At 40.5% G+C, this 22,687-nt stretch carries 17 protein-coding genes; 13 read left to right on the forward strand and 4 right to left on the reverse strand.

Annotation, left to right across the window (positions count from 1 at the left end; translation table 11 throughout):
* Positions 1–159: 159 nt before the first annotated feature.
* From M2408_RS21830 to M2408_RS21870, 9 genes are all read left to right on the forward strand, one after another.
* Entirely contained in the window at positions 160–3,132 is a 2,973-nt protein-coding gene (locus M2408_RS21830; protein ID WP_259186614.1) for a TonB-dependent receptor, read from the forward strand.
* A gap of 10 nt (positions 3,133–3,142) precedes the next feature.
* Entirely contained in the window at positions 3,143–4,663 is a 1,521-nt protein-coding gene (locus M2408_RS21835; protein WP_259186615.1) for a RagB/SusD family nutrient uptake outer membrane protein, read from the forward strand.
* A gap of 36 nt (positions 4,664–4,699) precedes the next feature.
* A complete protein-coding gene (locus M2408_RS21840) occupies positions 4,700–6,172 on the forward strand; it encodes a glycoside hydrolase family 30 beta sandwich domain-containing protein (protein WP_259186616.1) in 1,473 nt (490 codons plus the stop codon).
* A gap of 11 nt (positions 6,173–6,183) precedes the next feature.
* The gene (locus M2408_RS21845) at positions 6,184–7,518 is read left to right on the forward strand and encodes a DUF5125 domain-containing protein (RefSeq protein ID WP_259186618.1); all 1,335 of its coding nucleotides are present in this window, start codon (positions 6,184–6,186) and stop codon (positions 7,516–7,518) included.
* A gap of 110 nt (positions 7,519–7,628) precedes the next feature.
* Positions 7,629–8,009: a hypothetical protein gene (locus tag M2408_RS21850; protein ID WP_259186619.1), complete on the forward strand. Its 381-nt coding sequence runs from the start codon at positions 7,629–7,631 to the stop codon at positions 8,007–8,009.
* A 435-nt stretch (positions 8,010–8,444) separates the two neighbouring features.
* Positions 8,445–9,389, forward strand: coding sequence for a FixH family protein (locus M2408_RS21855; protein WP_259186620.1), 945 nt, complete (start codon positions 8,445–8,447; stop codon positions 9,387–9,389).
* A 5-nt stretch (positions 9,390–9,394) separates the two neighbouring features.
* Positions 9,395–11,383 (forward strand): TonB-dependent siderophore receptor, encoded by a 1,989-nt coding sequence (locus M2408_RS21860; protein WP_259186621.1) that lies wholly within the window; start codon positions 9,395–9,397, stop codon positions 11,381–11,383.
* A 31-nt stretch (positions 11,384–11,414) separates the two neighbouring features.
* On the forward strand, positions 11,415–12,281 hold the full coding sequence (locus M2408_RS21865; RefSeq protein WP_259186622.1) for an MbnP family protein: 867 nt from the start codon (positions 11,415–11,417) through the stop codon (positions 12,279–12,281).
* A 140-nt stretch (positions 12,282–12,421) separates the two neighbouring features.
* Positions 12,422–13,444 (forward strand): cytochrome-c peroxidase, encoded by a 1,023-nt coding sequence (locus tag M2408_RS21870; protein ID WP_259186623.1) that lies wholly within the window; start codon positions 12,422–12,424, stop codon positions 13,442–13,444.
* Positions 13,445–13,492: 48 nt separating this feature from the next.
* Here the strand turns inward: M2408_RS21870 and folP are convergent, their stop codons facing one another.
* The 4 genes from folP to M2408_RS21890 all read right to left on the reverse strand — a co-directional run bounded on the left by folP (position 13,493) and on the right by M2408_RS21890 (position 16,421).
* Entirely contained in the window at positions 13,493–14,332 is an 840-nt protein-coding gene (folP, locus tag M2408_RS21875) for a dihydropteroate synthase (RefSeq protein ID WP_259186624.1), read from the reverse strand.
* Positions 14,329–14,808 carry a DUF4920 domain-containing protein gene (locus M2408_RS21880; protein ID WP_223584318.1) on the reverse strand — a complete coding sequence of 160 codons (480 nt, stop codon included), beginning with the start codon at positions 14,806–14,808 and terminating at the stop codon, positions 14,329–14,331. The genes folP and M2408_RS21880 overlap by 4 nt, the downstream gene beginning before the upstream one ends.
* A gap of 186 nt (positions 14,809–14,994) precedes the next feature.
* Positions 14,995–15,573 carry an L-threonylcarbamoyladenylate synthase gene (locus M2408_RS21885; RefSeq protein ID WP_259186626.1) on the reverse strand — a complete coding sequence of 193 codons (579 nt, stop codon included), beginning with the start codon at positions 15,571–15,573 and terminating at the stop codon, positions 14,995–14,997.
* A gap of 29 nt (positions 15,574–15,602) precedes the next feature.
* Positions 15,603–16,421 carry a 2,3,4,5-tetrahydropyridine-2,6-dicarboxylate N-succinyltransferase gene (locus tag M2408_RS21890; RefSeq protein ID WP_108636324.1) on the reverse strand — a complete coding sequence of 273 codons (819 nt, stop codon included), beginning with the start codon at positions 16,419–16,421 and terminating at the stop codon, positions 15,603–15,605.
* Between the two features lie 102 nt (positions 16,422–16,523).
* On the opposite strand from M2408_RS21890, the gene M2408_RS21895 reads away from it, so the two are divergent.
* From M2408_RS21895 to M2408_RS21910, 4 genes are all read left to right on the forward strand, one after another.
* Positions 16,524–16,934 (forward strand): RNA-binding S4 domain-containing protein, encoded by a 411-nt coding sequence (locus tag M2408_RS21895; RefSeq protein WP_259186628.1) that lies wholly within the window; start codon positions 16,524–16,526, stop codon positions 16,932–16,934.
* 101 nt (positions 16,935–17,035) lie between these two features.
* Complete coding sequence (locus M2408_RS21900) at positions 17,036–20,167, forward strand: SusC/RagA family TonB-linked outer membrane protein (RefSeq protein WP_259186629.1); 3,132 nt, start codon at positions 17,036–17,038, stop codon at positions 20,165–20,167.
* Between the two features lie 14 nt (positions 20,168–20,181).
* A complete protein-coding gene (locus M2408_RS21905) occupies positions 20,182–21,612 on the forward strand; it encodes a RagB/SusD family nutrient uptake outer membrane protein (protein WP_259186630.1) in 1,431 nt (476 codons plus the stop codon).
* A gap of 4 nt (positions 21,613–21,616) precedes the next feature.
* Positions 21,617–22,672, forward strand: coding sequence for an isoaspartyl peptidase/L-asparaginase family protein (locus tag M2408_RS21910; RefSeq protein ID WP_259186632.1), 1,056 nt, complete (start codon positions 21,617–21,619; stop codon positions 22,670–22,672).
* Positions 22,673–22,687 lie beyond the last annotated feature (15 nt).

Consider the following 22,687-nt stretch of genomic DNA (forward strand, 5'->3'; position numbering starts at 1 on the left):
TTCTAGTATTTTGTGTTTTTTGATAGGTACTTTTTAAGTACCGCTGCTTTTTTTCCTGTTTAGGTCCTGCTAGTTTTGTTTTGAGCGAAGGAGCAGGGGAAACTCCTCGCTAGTTTGGAATAACCAAAGACAAAACAATAACCAATTTTTTTATTTCATATGATTTACTTTACTCGAAAAGTAACCTTTTCAATAGGGCTGATTTTCTTGTGTACCTGGCTGAATTCGGTGTTTGCACAAGACCGTATTCAGGTCAGTGGACGGGTGCTTGATGCCCAAGATCAGAAACCACTCACTGGCGTAACAATTACACAGAAAGGTACCAGTAATGCAGTCTCCAGTAACGGAGATGGGCGTTTTCAAATTTCAGCTGTTCAAGGTAGTATTCTTCAATTTAGTTTTGTTGGCTACGACAATAAAGAATTGCCCGCTAATAGTACAATGACTGTTCAGCTGAGCTCTTCAACGAATGTACTTGAAGACGTTATTGTGATCGGTTATGGTGCCGTAAAACGGAAGGACGTAACCACCGCAATTTCGTCGGTATCGACAAAAGATCTGGAAAAGAGACCGGTAGTAAGTTTGGGGCAGGCCATACAAGGGAAGGCAGCAGGTGTATCTGTGATCCAACCCAATGGAGCACCCGGTGGTGAGATGTCAATTAAAGTCCGGGGTACAACCTCATTTAATGGTTCAAACGACCCTCTTTATGTTGTCGATGGATTACCTGTTGAGGACATCAAATTTTTATCGCCAAGTGATATTACGGACATTCAGATTTTAAAGGATGCTTCTTCTGCAGCTATTTATGGTTCGCGCGGAGCAAATGGTGTTATTCTCGTGACCACAAAATCCGGGAAAGCAGGGGAAGCTAAAATTACCTTAGGAGCGCAAGCTACAGCAAATGTGGTTAATAATACCGTAAAAGTCCTGAATACTGCACAATACAAGGATTTGATGGAGGAGACCGGTTATGTTAAGCTGCCAGAAGGGCTTACTGATCAAACAGACTGGTTTAAGGAAACCTATAAAACCGGAGTTCAACAGAATTACCAGTTATCAATCTCCGATGGTAATGAGAAATTACGCTATTATTTGGGTGGGGGCTATCTGACAGAAAAAGGCACACTGCAGGGGTCATTCTTTAGACGTTATAACTTCAAAGCGAATATAGACAATCAAGTAAAAAGATGGATGAAGGTTAATGCCAATTTATCTTATGCGGATTACAATACCAACGGGATTATCTCGGGCAACGGATCTAATCGTGGCGGAGTGGTTACTTCGATCATTAATACGCCAACTTATGCAGCAATATGGGATCCTCTATTTCCTGATCGATACAATACCAATTTCAATGGGCTAAATATAAACAGCCCTTTAGAAAATCTCGAACGAACCAAGAATAACAATAATCGGGAGAATAGATTATTGGCAACAGGAAGTGTATTGATATCTTTTATGCCCAATTTAACCTGGAAGTCCTCTTTTTCAATGGACAGACGATCGGGTGTACTGACAACGTTTTTAGATCCCTGGATTACGCAGCAGGGTAGAAATCAGTTTGGAGAGGCATCTGACGCTCGTAACACAAATACGGTATTGACTTGGGATAATGTGCTGACTTACAGCAGAAGCTTTGGAAAACATAGCTTAGAGGCAATGGCAGGGTCATCCTGGACAGATTCCAAATATTCCAATAGTTATATTTATGGTTCCAATTATGCTAATGGCATCATACAGACGCTCAATGCGGCAAACAAGATTTCATGGAACGGCACTGGGTCCGGGGCATCCAATTGGGCCATCCTATCCTATTTTGCCCGTGCGATGTACAATTACGATGGAAAATATCTTGTAACAGCAAATATGCGTGCGGATGGATCATCAAAATTAAGCCCTTCTGGTCGATGGGGATATTTCCCTTCGGTATCGGCAGCATGGCGTTTATCTGCGGAGGATTTTATGAAGGACGTGGATTGGATCAATGACTTTAAAATACGCGGGGGATGGGGCCAGACCGGGAATCAATCCGGATTGGGGGACTATTCTTATCTTTCATTCAATGTGATTCAGCGTTTACCTTGGTTTGAAGACAAATATCAATATTCTCCACCAAATATTGGGAATTCGACTACCTTGCGAGCGACAGATTTAAAATGGGAAACAACGACCCAAGCGAACGTGGGGATAGATTTTTCTACATTAAATAATCGATTGAACCTGACCTTAGATTACTACCATAAAAAAACAACAGATATGTTAATGGAAGTGAGCTTGCCTACGGGGTCTTCCTCGGCGAGCACAATTAAACGGAATGAGGGTGAAATGACCAATAAAGGATTTGAGATCGGGATCAACTCCAAGAATCTAACAGGCGATTTTACATGGAATACGGATTTCAATATTTCGTTTAATAAGAACCGTCTGGATAAGCTCGTTTTTACAAAAATCTATAATGATGCGGTTACAAATAATCTAGTCAATGCAACGGTCGTTAGGAATGAACCTGGAAGGCCTTTAGGTGGATTTTATGGTTATATTTCTGATGGTGTAAATCCGGAGACAGGTGAATTGATGTATAGAGATCTCAATGGTGATGGCAAAACATCTCCTTCCGACCTGACCTATATTGGAGATCCCAATCCAAAATTTGTATATGGATTGACAAATAGTTTTTCCTGGAAAAATTTTGACTTAAGTATATTTCTTCAGGGCACTTACGGTAATGATATTTTCAATGCAAGCAGAATGGAAACAGAGGGCATGTATGATGGTCGTAACCAAACGACAGTTGTACTCGATCGTTGGCGCGTTCCGGGGCAGATTACAGATGTGCCCAAAGCAGGCTTTGATATCAAAAACTCATCTTATTTTGTGGAAGATGGAAGTTATTTGCGCGTGAAAAATATTTCATTGGGTTATTCTATCGCACCTGAACGTTTGAAAAAGATTGGAATTCAAAAGATTCAACCTTATTTTTCAGCAAGCAACCTATTTACGCTAACTAAATATTCAGGCATGGATCCGGAGGTAAACCAGTGGGGGAACTCGGGAAGAGTACAAGGTCTCGATTGGGGGACATATCCACAAAATAGATCTTTTGTACTTGGTGTAAATGTTGAATTTTAATTGAAATGTGATGAAAAAAACAAATATTAAATATGTTTTACCTTTGTTCATAACAGGCTTGTTGCTGGCATCCTGCTCGCTAAATCGTGATCCTCTGGACAGCTATACAGATGTGAGTCAAGGTAAAACTGAAAATGGAACACAGATCGTCTTTAAAAACAGAAGCGAGGTTGATAATTTTCTTTCTGGGATTTACCAACAGATGCGAGATCGACAAGAGCATTGGTACCTTGATTTATTGCTGATTGGCGATTCTCATGCTGACAATGCGTACGCAGGAACAACAGGTGCCGAAGTTGTACCATTTGAGAATAATTCTATTGAGGGATCCAATTCGGTTGTTGATCGGGATTGGGCACGTTATCTGGAAGATATTGCGCGGGCCAACCGTTTAATAATCAATGTGGATAGTGTTGCGGATAAATCGATTAGTGACGCTGACATCAAAGTCTACAAGGCTCAGGGTAAAATCTTTCGGGCACTAGCGATGTTTGATATGGTGCGCATATTTGGATCCATTCCAGTAATTACAACACAAGGTAAAGATATTACCGCGGAAAATATCGAAGCGGTATACCCGGAATACTTCCCCAAGCAAGCGACAGAAGAGGAAGCGCATAAACAGATTGAGAAGGATCTTTTGGAGGCCCTGGTTGATGCCCCGGTCAATAACAATGCAAATAAAACTTTGTTTACAAAATCTGTCGCCCGGGCTATGTTGGTAAAGCTATATGCGGAAAAACCACTCAGAGATTATAATAAGGTGATTCAGTATGCAGATGCATTGGCTGGAGATGGATTTGATTTGAATCCTAATTACGGAGATTTATATGAAGTGAATGCGGCCAAGACCGATTTAGCGCAACGAAATACAAAAGAATCAATTTTAGAGGCGCAATTTATGCCTGGCTCTGGAAACTGGGCGACCTGGATGTTTGGTCGCGATCTATCCAATTACGACAATGCATTTACATGGGCCAAATGGGTTACACCATCGCGTGATTTGATACAAGCATATACGAATGAGGCAGACCAAATTCGGATGGAGCAAGCGATTGTTTACTATACAACAACCTGGAGCAACTATTACCCATCGAGCCATTATCCTTTTATGTTTAAATTGCGTTCGGGCATGAGCAGTATCATCAAGTTACGGTATGCCGATATTTTATTGCTAAAGGCTGAAGCCATGATCCAATTGGGGTCAAATCTTTCCGGTGCAGCTGACATTATTGATAAGATCCGTACACGTGTAAAATTACCCAAATTGCCTGCAGGAATTCGGTCCAATAAAGATGCGTTATTGGAGGCATACCTGAAAGAACGTCGTCTGGAATTAGCCTTCGAGGGACAGCGTTGGTTTGATCTAGTTCGTTTGGATAAGGTGGAAACTGTCATGAATGCCGTGTATGCGAAAGACTCAGGAAGAAAGGCACAGGTATATCCGTTTACAAAGAATTCCTACCGTCTGCCGATTCCACAGCCTAAAATTGACCAGAATCCTAACTTAGTTCAGAATCCAGGATACTAATTATTTTAATTGTTTATGAAACGTAATAATAACACTATGATATATACATTCTTGTTGTCCTGTTTGATCACGGCAACATCTTGTAACCGTGATAGCTTCACACCCTCACAAGGTGACGATATCAAAAAATCTGGCGATGTCACTATTGTGATGACTAATACAAACCGTGCCTATGATCTGACAAAAAAATATGTCGATTTTAGTACAAAGTTTAATATGTCGCCCAACACAATTACCTTAAATCCCGCTCAGAAGTTTCAGACAATGGACGGATTTGGTGCAGCTATTACCGGTTCTACCTGTTATAATCTGATGAAAATGAGTAAGGAAGATCGGACGAAATTTCTTACGGAGACTTTCTCCGATAAAGATGGTATGGGCATGAACTATATTCGTATTGCTATCGGATGTTCTGATTTTTCATTGAGCGAGTATACGTGTTGGGACAAAGAAGGAAAGGAAAATTTTGGATTGCAGTCAGAGGAAACGCAATATGTCATTCCTGTGTTGAAAGAAATACTGGCTATCAATCCAAACGTCAAAATTATGGGATCACCATGGACTCCGCCAAAATGGATGAAGGTCAATAATCTGACAGATTTAAAACCTTTCGATTCTTGGACTAGCGGTCAATTAAATCCCAAATACTATCAGGATTATGGTTGGTATTTTGTACAATGGCTTCAAACCATGAAAAAGGAGGGTATTAATATTTATTCAATTACCGTTCAAAATGAACCATTGAATCGAAAAAATTCTGCTTCAATGTACATGTCATGGCAAGAGCAACAAGCATTTATTAAACAATCTCTAGGCCCACAGCTCAAGGCTGCAAGTATTGCTACGAAGATCTACGCGTTTGACCATAATTATAATTACGATAATATTGCTGATCAAGAAGATTATCCTGTTAAAATCTATAATGATGCCGGGGCGGCTTCCTTTATTGCTGGAGCAGCTTATCACAACTATGGGGGAGATAAAGCGGAACTCATCGATATTCATAATCAACGCCCGGATAAGGAGCTGGTCTTTACAGAGACATCTATCGGAGAATGGAATGACGGGCGTAACCTTAACAAGCGTTTGATGGAAGATATGCGCGAAGTGGCGTTGGGAACGGTCAATAACTGGAGCAAGGGTGTTATTGTTTGGAATTTGATGTTGGATACTGATAAGGGACCGAATCGCGAAGGTGGTTGTCAAACCTGTTATGGTGCTGTCGATATTAGCAAATCAAATTATAAGAGCATCACGCGCAACTCGCATTATTATATTGTAGGACATCTTTCATCTGTGGTTAAGTCCGGAGCGACACGAATTGGTGCTACAGGGTATACAGCAGAGGGGCTGGTTTATAGTGCCTTTCAAAATACAGATGGTACCTACGCTATGGTGTTATTAAATGAATCAAATGACAACCGTAAAATCACGTTGGCAGATGGTAAAAATCATTTTAGCTATGAGGTTCCCGCAAATTCAGTTGTCTCTTATCGTTGGAAAAACTAAATATTGGGATTATGAAAAGATATCTCATCAATATACTATTGGGAACAATAGCTGTGGTAAGTTCTTGTAAAAAGGATGAAAAATATGTCTATCAAATTGGTGATCCCAAAATAGAATTGAAATCAGCTATTTCTGCTGCTCATTTTGGTGATAGCTTAGTGTTTAATGTTAGTGTATCCGATAGCGAAGTAGCTTTATCTACGCTGAAAGCTCAATTATATTTTACAGACGATAAGGTCACCGAAACGACGATTCGTACAAAAGAAAATGGCGACTATAGTGGAAAAATTTATGTCCCTTTTTTGAAAGACATTCCAGATGGGAAAGCAACCATTAAGTTTGTTTTGCAGAATATTAGTCAGAAGAAGACCGAACAGTCTTTTGATATAGACTTAAGCCGTCCTGACTTTCCTTACCTCACTTTGGTTACTGAATCAAAGTCCTATCGGATGGAGAAAACAGGTCGAAATCAATATGCGGCCAAAGAGAATTTTCCGTTTTCTGTAAAAGGATATATTCAAGCGCCAAAGGTTGGTGAGCAGGGAAATAGCATGAATTTTGGATGGGTCAATAATGCCATTACGCTCGGATCCACATTGGATATTCCTTTCTCAAATTCGACCTCTGGTGTGTATAGTATCGCATTGAATACGTTGACTTATCAGGCATCACCTTTTATTATAGCCTACGCGATCGATGGTACGGTTTTTAGCCGTCTTGATGATACACATTTTAGAGCGGAGCTGAATATGACCAAAGGTAATTCGGTCACGATAGATGGTATCGAAGATTTGAAAGATTGGTGGATTGATCCGGATTTCTTCAGCCAATCAGCTGATGGGGCCATTACTTTTAATGGTGTTAACGGAAAATACCGGATTACAGCTGACTTCGCGCTAAAGTATTTTGTCGTTGAAGCAATGGCGGGAAATGACCTTGCTAAATTGCAGGAAGATGGTACTGGAGCTGTATGGATTATTGGAGAAGGCGTTGGAAAACCAAAAGTATCCAGTAATCAGGTGGGCTGGAATACAGATAAAGCACTCTGTTTAGCTCCATTGGGTAATAAAAAGTACCAAATTACATTTAGAGCAGGCGAGTCTATCAATACCGATAATATCAATTTTAAGTTTTTCCATCAGAAGGGCTGGGGTGGAGAATTTGGTGGTACGGATGTTACAACCTCAAGTGATTTAGTTTTTGTTGGTGATGGTAAAAATGGACGTGATTCCGGAAATTTGGGTATCAAAACTGGTAAAATGCTAGAAGCTGGCAAAACGTATACATTCACATTAGATTTAACAGCCGGTAATAAAAAAGCCGTGCTTACAGTTGTACCAAAATAATCTGTTTTTTGATTTTTCAGTCCCCGGGTAAAACTTTACCTGGGGACTATATTGTTCCTATTGAATTTGTTTAATCAAGGATTCATTTATATATTTGCCGAACTCACAAGATGAAAGCTAGACAGTTCATATGGATTTTATTGCCTTTGATGCTCCTCCAAAGCTTCTCAACGGTATGGCTGTGGTCCATCTTTGAACTGAATCGAGATTACATTGCACGCTATGAATGTATCAACCGTTTCAATGAGAACGCCCTTTCGTGTAGAGGACAATGTATCCTAATGAAGAAAATGCGTGAACACGAAGAAAAGGAGCAAAAGAACCTTGAATCACGTATTATCGACGTCGTTTTTATCAATAATTCCCAAAATTTTGACTTTAAGGTCTCTTCTTTATTTCAAGAAGATGTAGCGGAGCGCTTGTTCCCTGAATACAACGAAAATTATTCTTACAGACCTATTTTTACCATTTTCCACCCCCCGTTAGTTTAAATCCATTTTTAGAATTTATCATGAGTTTTTTGTTGTTCACTTAGAGCGACAAATAATTCCTCATGTTCACTTCATCGTGTTTAAGGAATAGTTTATTCCGATGAAACCATCATGATTTATTCAATCTTATAAGGCAACGAATAACCGAGCAAAGCGAGCGCATGAATGCCGCTTAAAATATACGCTCGATGAATAAATCTGATCGCTTCGTCACAACTGAATAAAAAATTTAAACGGGTGGAAACTTTATTTGAACAGGTTCTCGGATTTTTAGATGTCGGGTTTCAGTTAATGTAGAAGATTCTACGAATAGGATATGTCTCGTTATCCCTTTTTGTTGGGTACACTTTTCTGTCGTCGTTTTTGTCGTCTTCTAACTATACTTATCCTACACTAAGATTAGTCTCCTGTTAACTAAGCTAAGATGGTATTTTTATGAAGGTAAGTATATTGATAAAAACAATAGTTTTTTATGTTGCTATAACATGTGTATTTCTCGGGTCATGTACCAAGGGAAAAACAAATTATGAAGCCGAAAGAGGGGAAGTTGTTGAAGAAGGTGTTGAATTTAAAGAGGTTACAAACTTTGTAAGCGCTGGTTACACGATTAACATCGAGGCGTTGAATGGCGTATTGTATCGCGGTTATAATGATATCCGCGTGAGAATCAAGAACACGCAAACGAATACTCCTCTGGAAGTGTCCAGCGTTACATTTTTGCCAATTCAGACTGCTGTTTCAGGAGAGAAAAGATCATGTCCAAATCAGTATAATTTCAGTTATAAATCGGACGATAAGTATTTCTCGGGGTATACAGTTTTTACCAGCGAAAGTGGTGCGGAGGGCAGTTGGGAAATCAATGTCAATTTTACAGTTGGCAGTCAAAATTTCTCTGTGATAAAAGAAGTATTGGTCCGACAACAAACCAATAAAAATCTGAATATGACTATGTTCACAGGGAAAGATGATGAGCAATATGTCATAGCATTGGTTTCCCCAAAGAAACCTAATGTTGCTGAAAATAAATTGGTCGCTGGTATCTATAAATTGAATAAGCCACTTGATTCTTCATCGAAGAGCATCGCTGATCAATTGCAGTTTTCCTATTCGCAAGTCGATCGTTATACACTGAAGTTAGACCCACGTATGCCTGAACCGTCTATGGGCAATCACTCGTCTCCTAATAATAAAGATTTGATACAGGAAGCGGATGGTTTATATCACGGTATTGTAAATTATACAATGACCGGCAACTGGACGTTAAATTTCATCTTGTTGAATCCAGATGGAAAAGTGATCCGTGGTACCGAGGTGCCAAAGGATTTTACACCGGGAGTAGAGGGCCGTAAAAGTGAGTTGTACCTTGATATCCTATTTTAAGAGTTATGAAGAAACTAAGTATTATTCTTTTTATTCTTTCTCTTGGATTGAAAGTACATGGGCAAAGCATCCCAGTAAAAAGAGATACAACGAGACGTTTGGGGGAAGTCAATGTTGAAGCGGCGATCAAGCGAAAGATTGAAAGTGACATGAAAATGGCCGTCTCCGTCGATGAATTTTTGGCTTCATCAGACAATATCAGCTTTATCAAACGTGGGGCCTACGCATGGGAACCCTTACTGAATAACATGAGTACTGAGCGGTCCTCAATCACAATTGATGGTATGCATATTTTTGGTGCCTGCACAGATAAGATGGACCCCATAACTTCCTACGTGGAAAGCAATAACCTTTCTTCCATTGATATAAAGTCTGGGCAAGAGGGGAATATGCATGGCGCGACAGTGGCTGGAAGTATTGATCTCAAAAGGAGAAGCACGCCTTTTGGTCTGCAACAAAAAATAGGGGGTGCGTATCAGACAGGTTTTGAATTTAACAATAAACAAGCTTTTAACCTTGGGAATCTATTCTATTCAACAGACAATTTCGTTGCTGATGGTAGCATTGCCTTTCGTAAAGCCGGTAATTATTATGACGGAAACAACAAGGAAGTACTGCACTCACAATATAATAAACTGAATGCATCATTGGGCTTAGCCTATAAGACAAGTGCACTTTCTGCTGTCAGGGTAGATGCGATATTTGATCGGGCAAAAGATGTTGGCTTCCCAGCTTTACCAATGGATCTATGGTTATCACGGGCAATTATTACATCAGCATCCTATAAGCAATTGTTTGAGGAAGGGTTGGTAAAAGTGTGGGATACCAAGGTTTATTTCAACGCCGTAGAGCACTATATGGATGATACGACACGGCCGGAGAATTTGGTACATATGGATATGCCCGGGTGGAGCACAACCTATGGATTGGTGTCAAAAATAAATTTAAAGAAAGACCGATATTCTTCAGAAGTACAGTTAAATGCTTATGATAATCTTTCGATAGCAGAAATGCGGATGTACCCACAGGATCGATCCAAACAAACTATGTTTGCCTACAGTTGGCCTTGGGTAACAACACGTTTTGCTAGTATTGCAATGAACAATTCCTGGGAAATTTCAGATCGGAGTAAAGTGAACATGGGTGGATCGTTAGGCTGGAACTACAATTATTCTAAATATGTGGAGTTTAATTGGATTTTTCATCCGGGAGCACCGCAAAAAAAGAATAGATGGCTTCCGGGACTACATGCCAGTTACGAGTTAAACTTAAATCAGTTTGATATTTCTGTCGGAACGGGGTTTGGACATCGTGCACCTTCCGTTTCCGAAGCCTATGGTTATTATATCTACAATAGCTTTGACCGTTACGATTACATCGGAAACCCTGATCTCAAAAATGAAATCTCTTATGAGGTTAATGCCAGTGTTGGATTCAAAACGGAAAAGCTAAGTGTATCCGCAAAAGTGAACTACTTCTACATCGACAATTATATCATCGGACGGATTCTGAGTTTAGGAAGTCCCATGAATTATCAATCCGTTGGTGTGAAGGGATATACCTCTTTAAAGTATGCGACGCTATTTAATACGGCGATGAGCATAGATTATAAAGTCCTGGATAACCTGCATTGGAAAGCGGTGCTTACCTACGCAAGAGGTAAGGACGATGAAGAGGGTAATCTCCCTTTTATACGGCCGTTAAGCTATCAGACAGCACTTCATTATAGCTATAAACGAATAGGCTTGCGGACATCATTAAATGGGGATTTTGCCCAGACCAATTACAGTCCAGCCTATGGTGAAGATCAAACTGCTTCCTACAAAATATGGAACTTATCTGCTGATTACAGTTTCAGCCTCGGCAAGTTCAAATCGGTCTTTCAGGTTGGGGCCGAAAACCTGTTGAATGAATATTATAGTACCTATGCGGATTGGGGAAATATTCCACGAATGGGACGGAATATTTTTACCTCCCTAAAAGTCAATTTTTAAAAAAATCAATCACATTTAAATAACACATACAATGAAAAAATTAACGAACTATCTAATTTTATCTGCGGCATCATTAATAATGATTTCCTGTAGCAAAAATGATAACAACCCCGTAGCAAATAATATCAGCTTACATTTTAACAATACATTTAAAAATAACACGATTGTCCTTGGAGGGGCGGCAGCTACTGATGCTACCGTTAACACATCAGAAAAGGATCAAGCACATCACCTCTCAGAACTTAAGTATGTTGTCAGTAATATTCGTCTTGTTAAGACAGATGGAACTGAAATTCCTTACAATGTAAATGACCTGGATAAAGGGGCTACTGTGATTAACCAAAGCAAGCAAACGAGTTTGGATTATGTATTGACCAATATACCTGTAGGGGAGTATCGTCAGCTCAAATTTGGATTAGGGGTAAAGCAAGAAATCAATACATTGGATCAGGTCAGATTTCCGGTATTTTATGCTGCAGCGGGAGCTAATGATACTGATATGATGTGGCAATGGGCTACAGGATATCGATTTACGAAGATCGAAGGATTTTATGGTGGTGAAAATAATGCATTTCAGGTCCACACTGGAAGTACACTGAATGGAGAGGGAGGTAAACCTGAAACATATACGCAGGGCGTAGATGCTTATCGCGATATCACGTTGGATTTGACCACGACTGCTGTTGTGGGAAGTAATGCGCCTAAAATCACGATCAAAGCTGACTTTGATAAACTCTTAAGTGGAAAAACAAAAGTAATCCTAACATCGAAAAACGCAACAACACCAAGCCTTCATAGCAGTATGGCAGCCATGGAAGTATTTGTAAACAATATTGGGGGTGATGGTAAAGAGGATAAAAGCGGCATGTTTTCTGTCGAGCGTGTCGAAAACAACTAAAAGAAATTAATGGCAAGGTCATCAGGAACTTAGCGATGATGGCCTTGTCTTAATATAAAATCTAACAGACTCCTTGTTCGTTAGTAGGAAACAATAGTGGCATAATAACCCTATTCTTATTTGCAAAATCATTTATTCGAATGAAAACAGTAATCTGTGCCCTAACTGTGTTGTTGATTGTACTTTCCTGCAGTAAAAGGGATGTAGACGAATCAATAAAGGAGGACAACCCTGAAATTTCTCTGGAGATACCAGCTGAATTTCCAGCGCTAAATGGCTCCGTAGCACAAAATAGACCTACAAAATATGGTGTTGAATTGGGCGAGAAATTATTTCATGAAAAGAGGTTCAGTGGAAATAATACGATTTCCTGTGCGAGTTGTCACAATCCCAGTCTAGCTTTTTCAGATGGAAAGCAACAGGCTGTCGGAATTTATGAACGGGTAGGACTTCGCAATACGCCCGCTGTTCAAAACATGGCATTTATGAAGTTTTATAATTGGGATGGAAATATCCTGCAATTAGAAAAACAGCCTCTCGTTCCGATTATAACACATGAAGAAATGAACTCTTCTATCTTGGAGGTGATCGGTAAAATTGCTGTTGATGCCGATTATAAAAAATTATTTCAAAAAGCATTTGGCGATGTAAGTATAACGGCTGATCGAATTTATCGCAGTATTGCACAATACGAGTATACATTGATCTCTGCCAATAGCAAATATGATCGTGTAAAAAGAAATGAGGGAGAGCGATTTACAGCGGAAGAGGAGAGAGGGTATACTACTTTCAAGAGTAAATGTGCAAGTTGCCATAGTACAGCGCTATTTACTGATCAAAGTTTTAGAAATGTGGGCTTCCCATTGAATCCCAATCCTGAAGAAGCAGGACGAGGTCGGGTTACTGGGCTTAGTACAGATCAAATGGCGTTTCGTGTTCCGTCGTTAAGAAATGCAGCGTATACCGCACCATATGGAAGTTTTGGACAATTTCCAACCTTAAGATCTGTTTTGGATTATTTTGATAAAGGTGTGTTGGAAGCGGAAAATCTCGATCCTATTCTTAAAGAAAATGGTAATCGAATTCCATTAACGGGGCAGGAAAAACAGGATATTATCGCTTTTATCGAAACATTAAGTGATCCAACATTTATTGGAAAGTAAATACGAGATACCCAGAACGATGTTTATATAAATAGTGTGCACACTTCTCTAATAGAAGAGCTCAACGAGCTGTTTGGCTTCTGCGACATCATGGACACGAAGTATCTGTACACCTCTTTCCAAAAGTAGGGTATTTAATGCCGTTGTACCATTGAGGGCCTCTTGGGCTGTAATACCTAGTTTTTTGTAGATCATGGATTTACGTGATATGCCACCTAAAATAGGGAGACCAAAATATTGCAATTCATTGACCCGGTAGAGTAGTTCGTAATTTTGATCGATTGTTTTGGCAAAACCAAAGCCAGGGTCGAGGATAATGTCCTTTACACCCAGATCTCTTAATTGAGCTACAGCTTGTCCCAAAAAGGTAGCAACATCAGTCACGATGTCGGTATATTCGGTTTGTCCTTGCATGGTTTCTGGAGTACCACGCATATGCATGAGGATATAAGGCACCTGATATTTGGCTACTGTTGCAAACATCTCCTCATCAAGCGTGCCTCCTGATACGTCATTGACAATATGTACACCCGCGTCAATGGCTTCTGCAGCGACATCCGCCCGGAAGGTGTCTATGGATAAGATCGCTTCTGGAAAGGCGTTTCTGATTGCCAGGATAGGGGGAAGCGCTCTGTCCATTTCTTCCTGAGAAGAGATTAATGGCGCGCCGGGACGTGAAGAATAGGCCCCAATATCGAGGATTTGAGCGCCTGCCGTTAAGAGACTACTTGCTTTTTCCAGCGCTTTCTCTACCGTTGTATTATCTCCACCATCAAAAAAGGAATCTGGTGTAACATTGAGAATACCCATAATAACAGGTTTTTCAAATGTCATTAGCTTTCCACCTACATTGATGGATGGGGCAGTTGCTGTTTGAAATTTTTTCATCTTACGACAAGAACCCCATCAGCAACAATATTAATATCGTTTTTTGGCTGAGTAATCTGATTTATTTCGGCTTGAGATTTACCGAGATCTTTTGCGGCATGTTGCAATGAAGCGACTGAAGTTTCTTTCCGCTTGGCTACACCTTCGACAACAACTGTCTTACCGATGATATCTGCGGGCATAAAGAATCCATAATCTTTAAAACGTACCATGATAGGTTCCTCTCCGTCGCGTTGTAAGGTCATGAAACAGCCTTTCTTTTTGCAGACTTCAACGACTTTGCCTTCAATTTTACCGTTGAAAGTATTCTTGCTACTTAGTTCTTTTTCCAGTTTAGCAACAGAAATCGCTTTATTAGCCTGAATTTCCTTTCCATATTTTACACCCGGTTTCGCTGAAGGAATCTCCTTTTTCTGAGCGTATAATTGCGTACTTACAGCAATTGCCAATGCAAAAAATAAAATGATCTTTTTCATCTGTATAAATTATTTGTTCATCAATCACGCTGCCTTCGACGGTTTCAATTGTGATGAAGCTATCCGGTTAGTCTCCGAGCGCACGGGCTCGGTTTTCATCGCGACTATATGAAAGCTGCATGCAAGATAACTAACACTATTTATTCAATCTACTATGAGTTTGAATAAATCATGATGGTATTTATATTACTTTCGAATGAATTCAAATTTACCACTTGGGTCCAGCTTCATAATGGTAGATGATTTACCATCAGTCTTCACGTGCCTATCATATTCGACAATATAGTCTACACCTGCTTTGATCTCTTCAGCTATTTCGTCAAAATCTTTCGCTGTTGGCTCACCACTGATATTTGCTGAAGTAGAGATAATAGGTTTACGGAAACGTTGTAGAAGCTGTTCACAAAAAGGATGTTTGACAATTCGAATGCCAATCGAACCGTCCTCTGCAATGGCATTAGGGGCAAGATTTTTGGCATTCGAATAGACAATTGTCAATGGCTTGTCCGTATATTCAATAAGTTGATAAGCAACATCGGGGATTTCGTTGACATAACTTGCCAATTGGTTGTCGTTATGTAAAAGGACGATCAGACTTTTGGACTTATCTCTTCCTTTCAATTGAAAGATTTTCTCTACGGCATCAGGGTTAGTGGCATCACAGCCTATCCCCCAGATTGTATCTGTTGGGTATAGGATTACCCCACCTGCTTTTAGCGTTTCTAACGCTTTGTTCAAATCCTCACGATCCACAAATGCACTCATTTTTTATTTTTTTAGTTCTAACCTTGAATTTAGACAGCTACATTATGCTCCCGTAAAGCATCATTTAATGAAGTTTTCTTATCTGTAGATTCTTTACGTTGACCAATGATCAATGCACAAGGAACTTGATACTCGCCAGCTGCGAATTTTTTAGTATACGATCCAGGAATGACAACCGAACGGGCAGGAACATAGCCTTTGTATTCTACAGGTTCAGGTCCAGTAACATCAATAATTTTGGTCGATGCAGTCAATACGACATTAGCGCCTAACACAGCTTCTTTTTCTACGCGAATTCCTTCAACAACGATCGCTCTTGATCCAATAAATACATTGTCTTCGATAATAACCGGAGCAGCTTGAACTGGCTCAAGTACACCACCGATACCAACACCACCACTTAAGTGTACGTGTTTACCGATTTGAGCGCAGGAACCAACTGTTGCCCAAGTGTCTACCATTGTGCCTTCGTCTACATAAGCACCAATATTAACATAAGAAGGCATCATGATTACCCCTTTCGCTAAATAAGCACCTAAACGAGCAGAAGCGCCAGGGACAACACGCACACCAGTGTGTTTGTAATCTGTTTTTAGCTTCATTTTGTCATGGAATACAAAAGGACCTGCTGTCATTTCACGCATATCGTTGATCGGGAAATACAAGATCACAGCTTTCTTAATCCAGTCATTTACATGCCATCTTGTGCCGATCATTTCCGCTACACGGATTTCACCGCTGTCTAACTTCATGATCACGGTACGAATTGCTTCTGTATATTCTTTATACTCCAATAATTGTCTATCTTCCCAAGCTTCCTCAATCAATTTTTTAAGTGGCTCTACCATATTATTTGTTTGCTTATTTGAATTTGTTTATTTTGATGTACAAATATGTTAATTTTCGGTGGAAATACCACGATAATTTGCTAATATAACTATTTTTGCACTATGGCTGCAGCATCAGAAAAATTGAGAATTGATAAATATTTATGGTCGATAAGATTGTTTAAAACAAGAACTTTGGCAACCGAAGCCTGTAAGGCGGGACGGGTAAAGCTGAATGGTCAAAATATTAAACCTTCTTACGAAGTTAAGATCGGCGATGTCTATCATATTCAAAAAGGAATAGAAAAGAAAGTCGTTAAAGTGGTCGGTCTTCTCGAGCGACGGGTGGATGCAAAAACTGCTGTTCAGTTTTATGAAGATCAAACCCCTGTAGAAGATACTGTAGGATACAAATCGGTGTTTCAGGCACCGGTACTTAAGCGAGACCGCGGAACGGGAAGACCCACGAAGAAAGATCGTCGTGAAATAGATGATTTACAGGCTTCGGACTGGTGGGATAAAGAAGATGAATAAGACAAAAAACATTTCATTTGTTCGATAATTATTTGCATTTTAGGTTAAGTAAAGTTATCCATATTGATATGCTTTAACACTGACCAAAAATGTAGATATTTATGAGAGGTAGCATGCACGCTCAAGCGCTGATGACACTAGCGCTCAGCCTAAACCTAGCACCAACTATTGCCAAGACTGGAAGCAAATTCATCTCATTTGCCAATCATGGAAATTCATTTGTACTGTTGCAACAAACTATTCGAGGAAAAGTTCTTGATGAGAAGGGGCAAGGCATAGGAGGAGTCACCGTCAGAAATTTGACAGCGGGAACAACTGCACAGTCTGCTCCAGATGGCAATTTCAGTATAGCTGGAAAAACAGGGGATCAATTAGAATTCTCCTCCGTGGGTTATGATCGACAGAGCAATACTGTCAGTGGTTCGGGGCCGCTAACGATTGTATTGGCAAATAAGAGCACGGTGTTGGAGGATGTGACAGTGACGGGATATACGAATTATTCGAAAAAACAGTCCGCCAATGTTTCAACCACAGTAAAAGCAAAAGATCTGGAACAGGTACCTATGGCCTCTGTTGACCAAATGCTGCAGGGGCGTGTTCCGGGGATGAGTGTGATGGCTAGTTCAGGGCAACCCGGTGCTACTGCTTCTGTCGTTATCCGGGGAATTGGTTCCATCAATGGTATTTCGGATCCCCTGTATGTGATCGATGGAATTCCTATTGCCACATCTGAACTGAAGAATTTTAGCGCGAATGATTTTGAATCTGTGAATGTATTGCGTGATGCAACAGGAAAATCTTTATACGGATCCAGAGGTTCAAACGGTGTTATTGTTATCACGACAAAAAAAGGTAAATCTGGGCAGTTAACTGTGAATTTTAACTCTCAATATGGCCTTTCCAAGCTGACACGGCCAAAATTCCAGATGATGAATACGCAGCAACGTTTGCAATTTGAAGAAGAGTTGGGGGCGTTTGTCGATCCAGATAACAATGAAGGCATTGGTCCTGGATGGACCTATTCACCAAAAAATCCTGACGTAGCGGGCGGAACTTCCGCTTATAAAGCTCGAGCAGCTCAAATTTTGGATAGTTTGAGAGGAATTAATGTTGACTGGCGTGATTACTTCTTTCGCAACGGAAAGTTTATGGATCAGCAGGTGAATATAAGCGGAGGCGGGGAGCATGTGAGGTTCTATAGCAGTGCGGGATACTATAAACAGGAGGGTGTTGCCATTCGATCTGGTCTCGATCGGTATACCTTGAAAAATAATGTAGATTTTGATAAAGGGAAGCTTTCAGGAGGTGTAAATGTGACCCTTGGGTATACAAATTCGAAATTTACCGAAGGTGTGGGAGCCTCACGTGTCGGGGCGTCTATGGCATCGGTTTATTATGCACTACCTTATGAATATCCATATGCACCGGACGGAACGCTCATTCATTTTGGTAATGAAGACGATTACTTTATTTTAGATCAGCGCGAGGGAAGTGCCGGATTGGAGCGTCTGCTCAACTCAAGTAGTTCTTCTGAGTTGTTTAATACCAATGTTGGCCTCAATCTAAATTATCAATTGCTACCAACTTTAAAAGTCCACACGCGGTTGGGGATAGATTATAATACGACTACAGGCCAAGATTATATCAACCCCGATTCTTATTATGGATCACGGGATCGGGATCCGACACTTGGTGGAAAGGGATTATTCGCAGAAGACAATCTCCGGTCTACCAATGTGATCAGTACCACAGGATTAACCTATCAAAATACTTTTGACGAAAAGCATAATTTGGAGCTCTCGGCTTACTTTGAATATTTATATCGACGTAACCGCGGCTTTGGATACAAAGGTTACGGTATTGATAGCCGTCTACCGGAAAATCCGAATGGTGTAACAGTAAGTCCGACCTATTTGCCAGCAATTTTGGGTGGACGCACTAAATATGCATTGGCTTCGTATATGGCCTTGGGAAGGTATACTTATGACAATCGTTATTCGTTGACGGCAAGTTATCGTTATGATGGCTCTTCCCGTGTAGCAGCGGCGAATCGTTGGCATGGTTTCTACTCCTTCGGTGCAAATTGGAATATCAAAGAAGAGGAATTCTTGAAGTCCAATGAACTCATACAAGGCCTATCCCTACGGGCTAGCTATGGTACCACGGCCAGTACAATCAATGGTGATTTCAATTACTTGGCAACTTTTAGAAAGGACATTACCTATGGTGGTGAGACAGCCATTCGTCCTTATGATCCCGGAAATCCGAATTATGACTGGGAATATGTGGATGAATTCAATGCCGGATTTGATATGGAGCTTTTTCCATCAAAGCGGCTTCGTATTGCCATGGATTATTATAATAAAATAACCAAGAATATGTTTTTTGATCAGCCGATTTCCTTGACATCGGGATTCTTGGATCGTAAGCTACCATTGAGCACGGGCAAGATGCGTAATAGGGGGGTGGAAATGAGCTTATCCGGTGATGTCATTAAGAGGGAAGATTGGGGGTTGACTTTAGGGGTCAATGCTTCCTATAATAAAAATACCATATTATATCTTTCTGATGCATTGACAGAGGTTTTAGATGGAGATACACGGATCATGCGTGTGGGATTGCCTTATGGAACCTATTATGCGCCCGAGTGGGCAGGAGTTAATCCCCAGACTGGCGATGCGCAGTATTATAACCGCGATGGTAGTATAACAACCGAATACGATGAAACTTCACAGGCCGTTACAAAATCTGGCAGTATGTTTCCAAAATGGGTTGGCGGATTTAATACAACTGTCCGCTGGAAAAACCTCTCGTTAGATGCTTTGTTTGCATTTGTGAGTGACGTTCGCCGTTGGAATAACGAGGATTTTTATAATGAGAATTCGAGCTATATGACGAGTAACCAAAGTATACGCATGCTTACTGACCGCTGGAAGCAACCGGGAGATAATACCATTTTACAGCGGATTGATATACCACGCGAATATACATCCAAAGATATTCAGGATGCCTCTTTCCTACGATTGCGGAATGTCAACTTAGTTTATCAGTTTCCAAAAACCTTGTTTGGGGATCAAAAGGTAATTAAAGGAGCCCGAATTTTCTTGCAGGGACAAAATTTATTGACCTGGACGTCTTGGCGAGGGCTTGATCCCGAAAATAGTGAAGGGATAAGTCGTTTTAACTATCCTGCTCCGAGAACATACACAGCAGGATTTAGTGTTAATTTTTAAAAAGGACTACGGCAATGAAATCATTTAAAAATATATTAGTAATCGGCCTCTTTACTGTGGGTTTGTCGACTTTCTATTCCTGTAATAAATTGGATCTAAAACCTTCAGATACGATTGATCCCGAAAAAGCTTACCGTAATCTGGATGATATCGATATGGCCATCAAGGGCGCTTACGCCGGTATGACCTATACACTTATTGGAAATAGTGTGGTTGTCTCAGATGAAGCAATTTATCCACTGGAAAACACCGTCGGAAATGTTAGTGCTTATCGTTGGCAATATACAGCCTCAAGTTCATCGGTGACGAGCGCTTTTGGTGAGTACTATGTAGTCATAGATCGTGCAAATCGCGCTTTGGCAGGACTGGAAAAATTGGAGAACGTAGATGCCGATAAGAAAAAGCACTACCAAGGCGAATTGCTTGCAATCCGTGCTTTTGCTCATGTTGAGCTTTTGAGAGCTTATGCAGCGGGCTATGAGCCTACAGCATTGGGAATTCCCTATATGTTGAGGTCTGAAATTGGACATCCATCACGCAAAACAGTTGCCGAAGTAATCAGCTTGGCCCAAAAGGACATTAATGACGCTTTGGGCTTAATTGGAGATGAAGAGGCTGTTTACCGTTTTTCTAAGACTGGCTTGTATGCATTGCAAGCAAGAGCCGCTTTATATGCAAAAGATTGGACCTTGGCAATTGCTGCTTCATCGAAAGTCATTGCTGCAAAGCCACTGGCTGACCGGACTTCTTTTCCGAAAATATGGTCAGACGAGAGTTCCAATGAAGTGATCTTTTCATTGCGTAGGACTGCCGCAGATCTCCCCAAAGAAGATGGTTCTCCAGCTGAAGGGCCTATCGGGGCGATGTTCTTTAGGCAGGATGGCGAAATAGCACTTTACACACCTTCAAATAAATTGATTGCTTTATTTGACAAGAATAAAGATATCCGTTTTGGAAGCTATATTCTCGATGACCCCAATCGGGGAGATGGAAAACAACAGTACCTGATTGGAAAATATCTTGGCCGTAAAGAAGCTGATGCAACAGCTGGACTCGTGGACGTAAAATTATTTAGAACAGGCGAGATGTACCTGATTCGGGCGGAGGCCAATGCGGAGACAAATAAGATCAATGAGGGAAATAATGATTTGAACACTTTAAGAAGAGCACGTATTCAAGATTATCAAAACCAAGTGAGCGCTTCTAAAGATGAACTTATTGATGCTATTTTGGCAGAACGTTATAAGGAGTTAGCATTTGAGGGCCATCGTTTTTTTGATTTAAAAAGAAGGAAAATGCCTGTGCGTAGAGGAGTCCAAGATGCTATAAATACTGCGGGAGCACTATTGTTGGAGTCAACAAAAGCGCAATACAATTTTCCTATTCCCGCAGATGAAATATTTGTCAACAAAAATATGGTGCAAAATCCAGGTTATACAAAATAATAAAATGAAGATACATGCAATGATAGCCATGATTATTGGAAGTGCTGCGGTTGCGGCTTCTTGTAATCACAATGGCGGAAAGGAAAAGCAAGAAATGACGAAAGAACAATTTGTTCTGGCAATTCATGGTGGTGCAGGGACAATTTTGAAAAAAAATATGACTGACTCCATGGAGCAGGCGTATAAAACAGTTTTGGAGCAGGCTTTGAATGAAGGTTACAATCAATTGAAGAAGGGGAATTCCAGTTTAGATGCTGTTGAACAGGCTATTCATGTAATGGAAGATTCTCCATTGTTTAATGCAGGCAAGGGAGCTGTCTTTACGAATGCGGGAAAAAACGAGTTGGATGCTTCTATCATGGATGGAAAGACATTAGCTGCTGGTGCAGTTGCTGGAGTCACCACCATTAGAAACCCGATTTCCGCAGCGCGTGCGGTCATGGAGAAATCGGAACATGTGATGATGGTGGGCAAAGGAGCAGAAGAGTTTGCCAAAGAAGCTGGTTTGCAAATCGTCGATCCATCTTATTTTTGGACTAAAATGCGTTGGGATGCCCTGCAAAAAATTAAAAAAGAGGACAGTACCAAAACACAGCTGGATCATGATCAGAAACAGAGTTCGCGTTTGGGGATCCTTAATAAGGACTATAAATTTGGGACAGTGGGTTGTGTCGCATTGGATAATCAGGGGAATTTAGCTGCGGGTACTTCGACCGGTGGGATGACGAACAAAAAATTTGGACGTGTTGGCGATTCACCAATTATTGGCGCAGGGACTTATGCTAATAACGCAACTTGCGCGGTTTCCTGTACCGGTTGGGGTGAATTTTATATTCGTAATGTAGCCGCATATTCTGTTTCGGCCTTAATGGAATATAAAAATGATAATGTATGGCATGCTGGTCAAGCTGTCATTGATCGGATTGGCAAAATGGGCGGAGATGGTGGGATGATTGTTATGGACAAAGAAGGTCATGTCGCCATGCCGTTCAATACCGAAGGCATGTATAGGGGCACGGTAACAAAGGAAGGTAAGATAAAAGTAGAAATTTATAAGTAATCAAACGTATAATCT

It is taken from the genome of Sphingobacterium sp. BIGb0165 (genome assembly GCF_024810095.1).
Taxonomy (GTDB): Bacteria; Bacteroidota; Bacteroidia; order Sphingobacteriales; family Sphingobacteriaceae; genus Sphingobacterium; species Sphingobacterium detergens.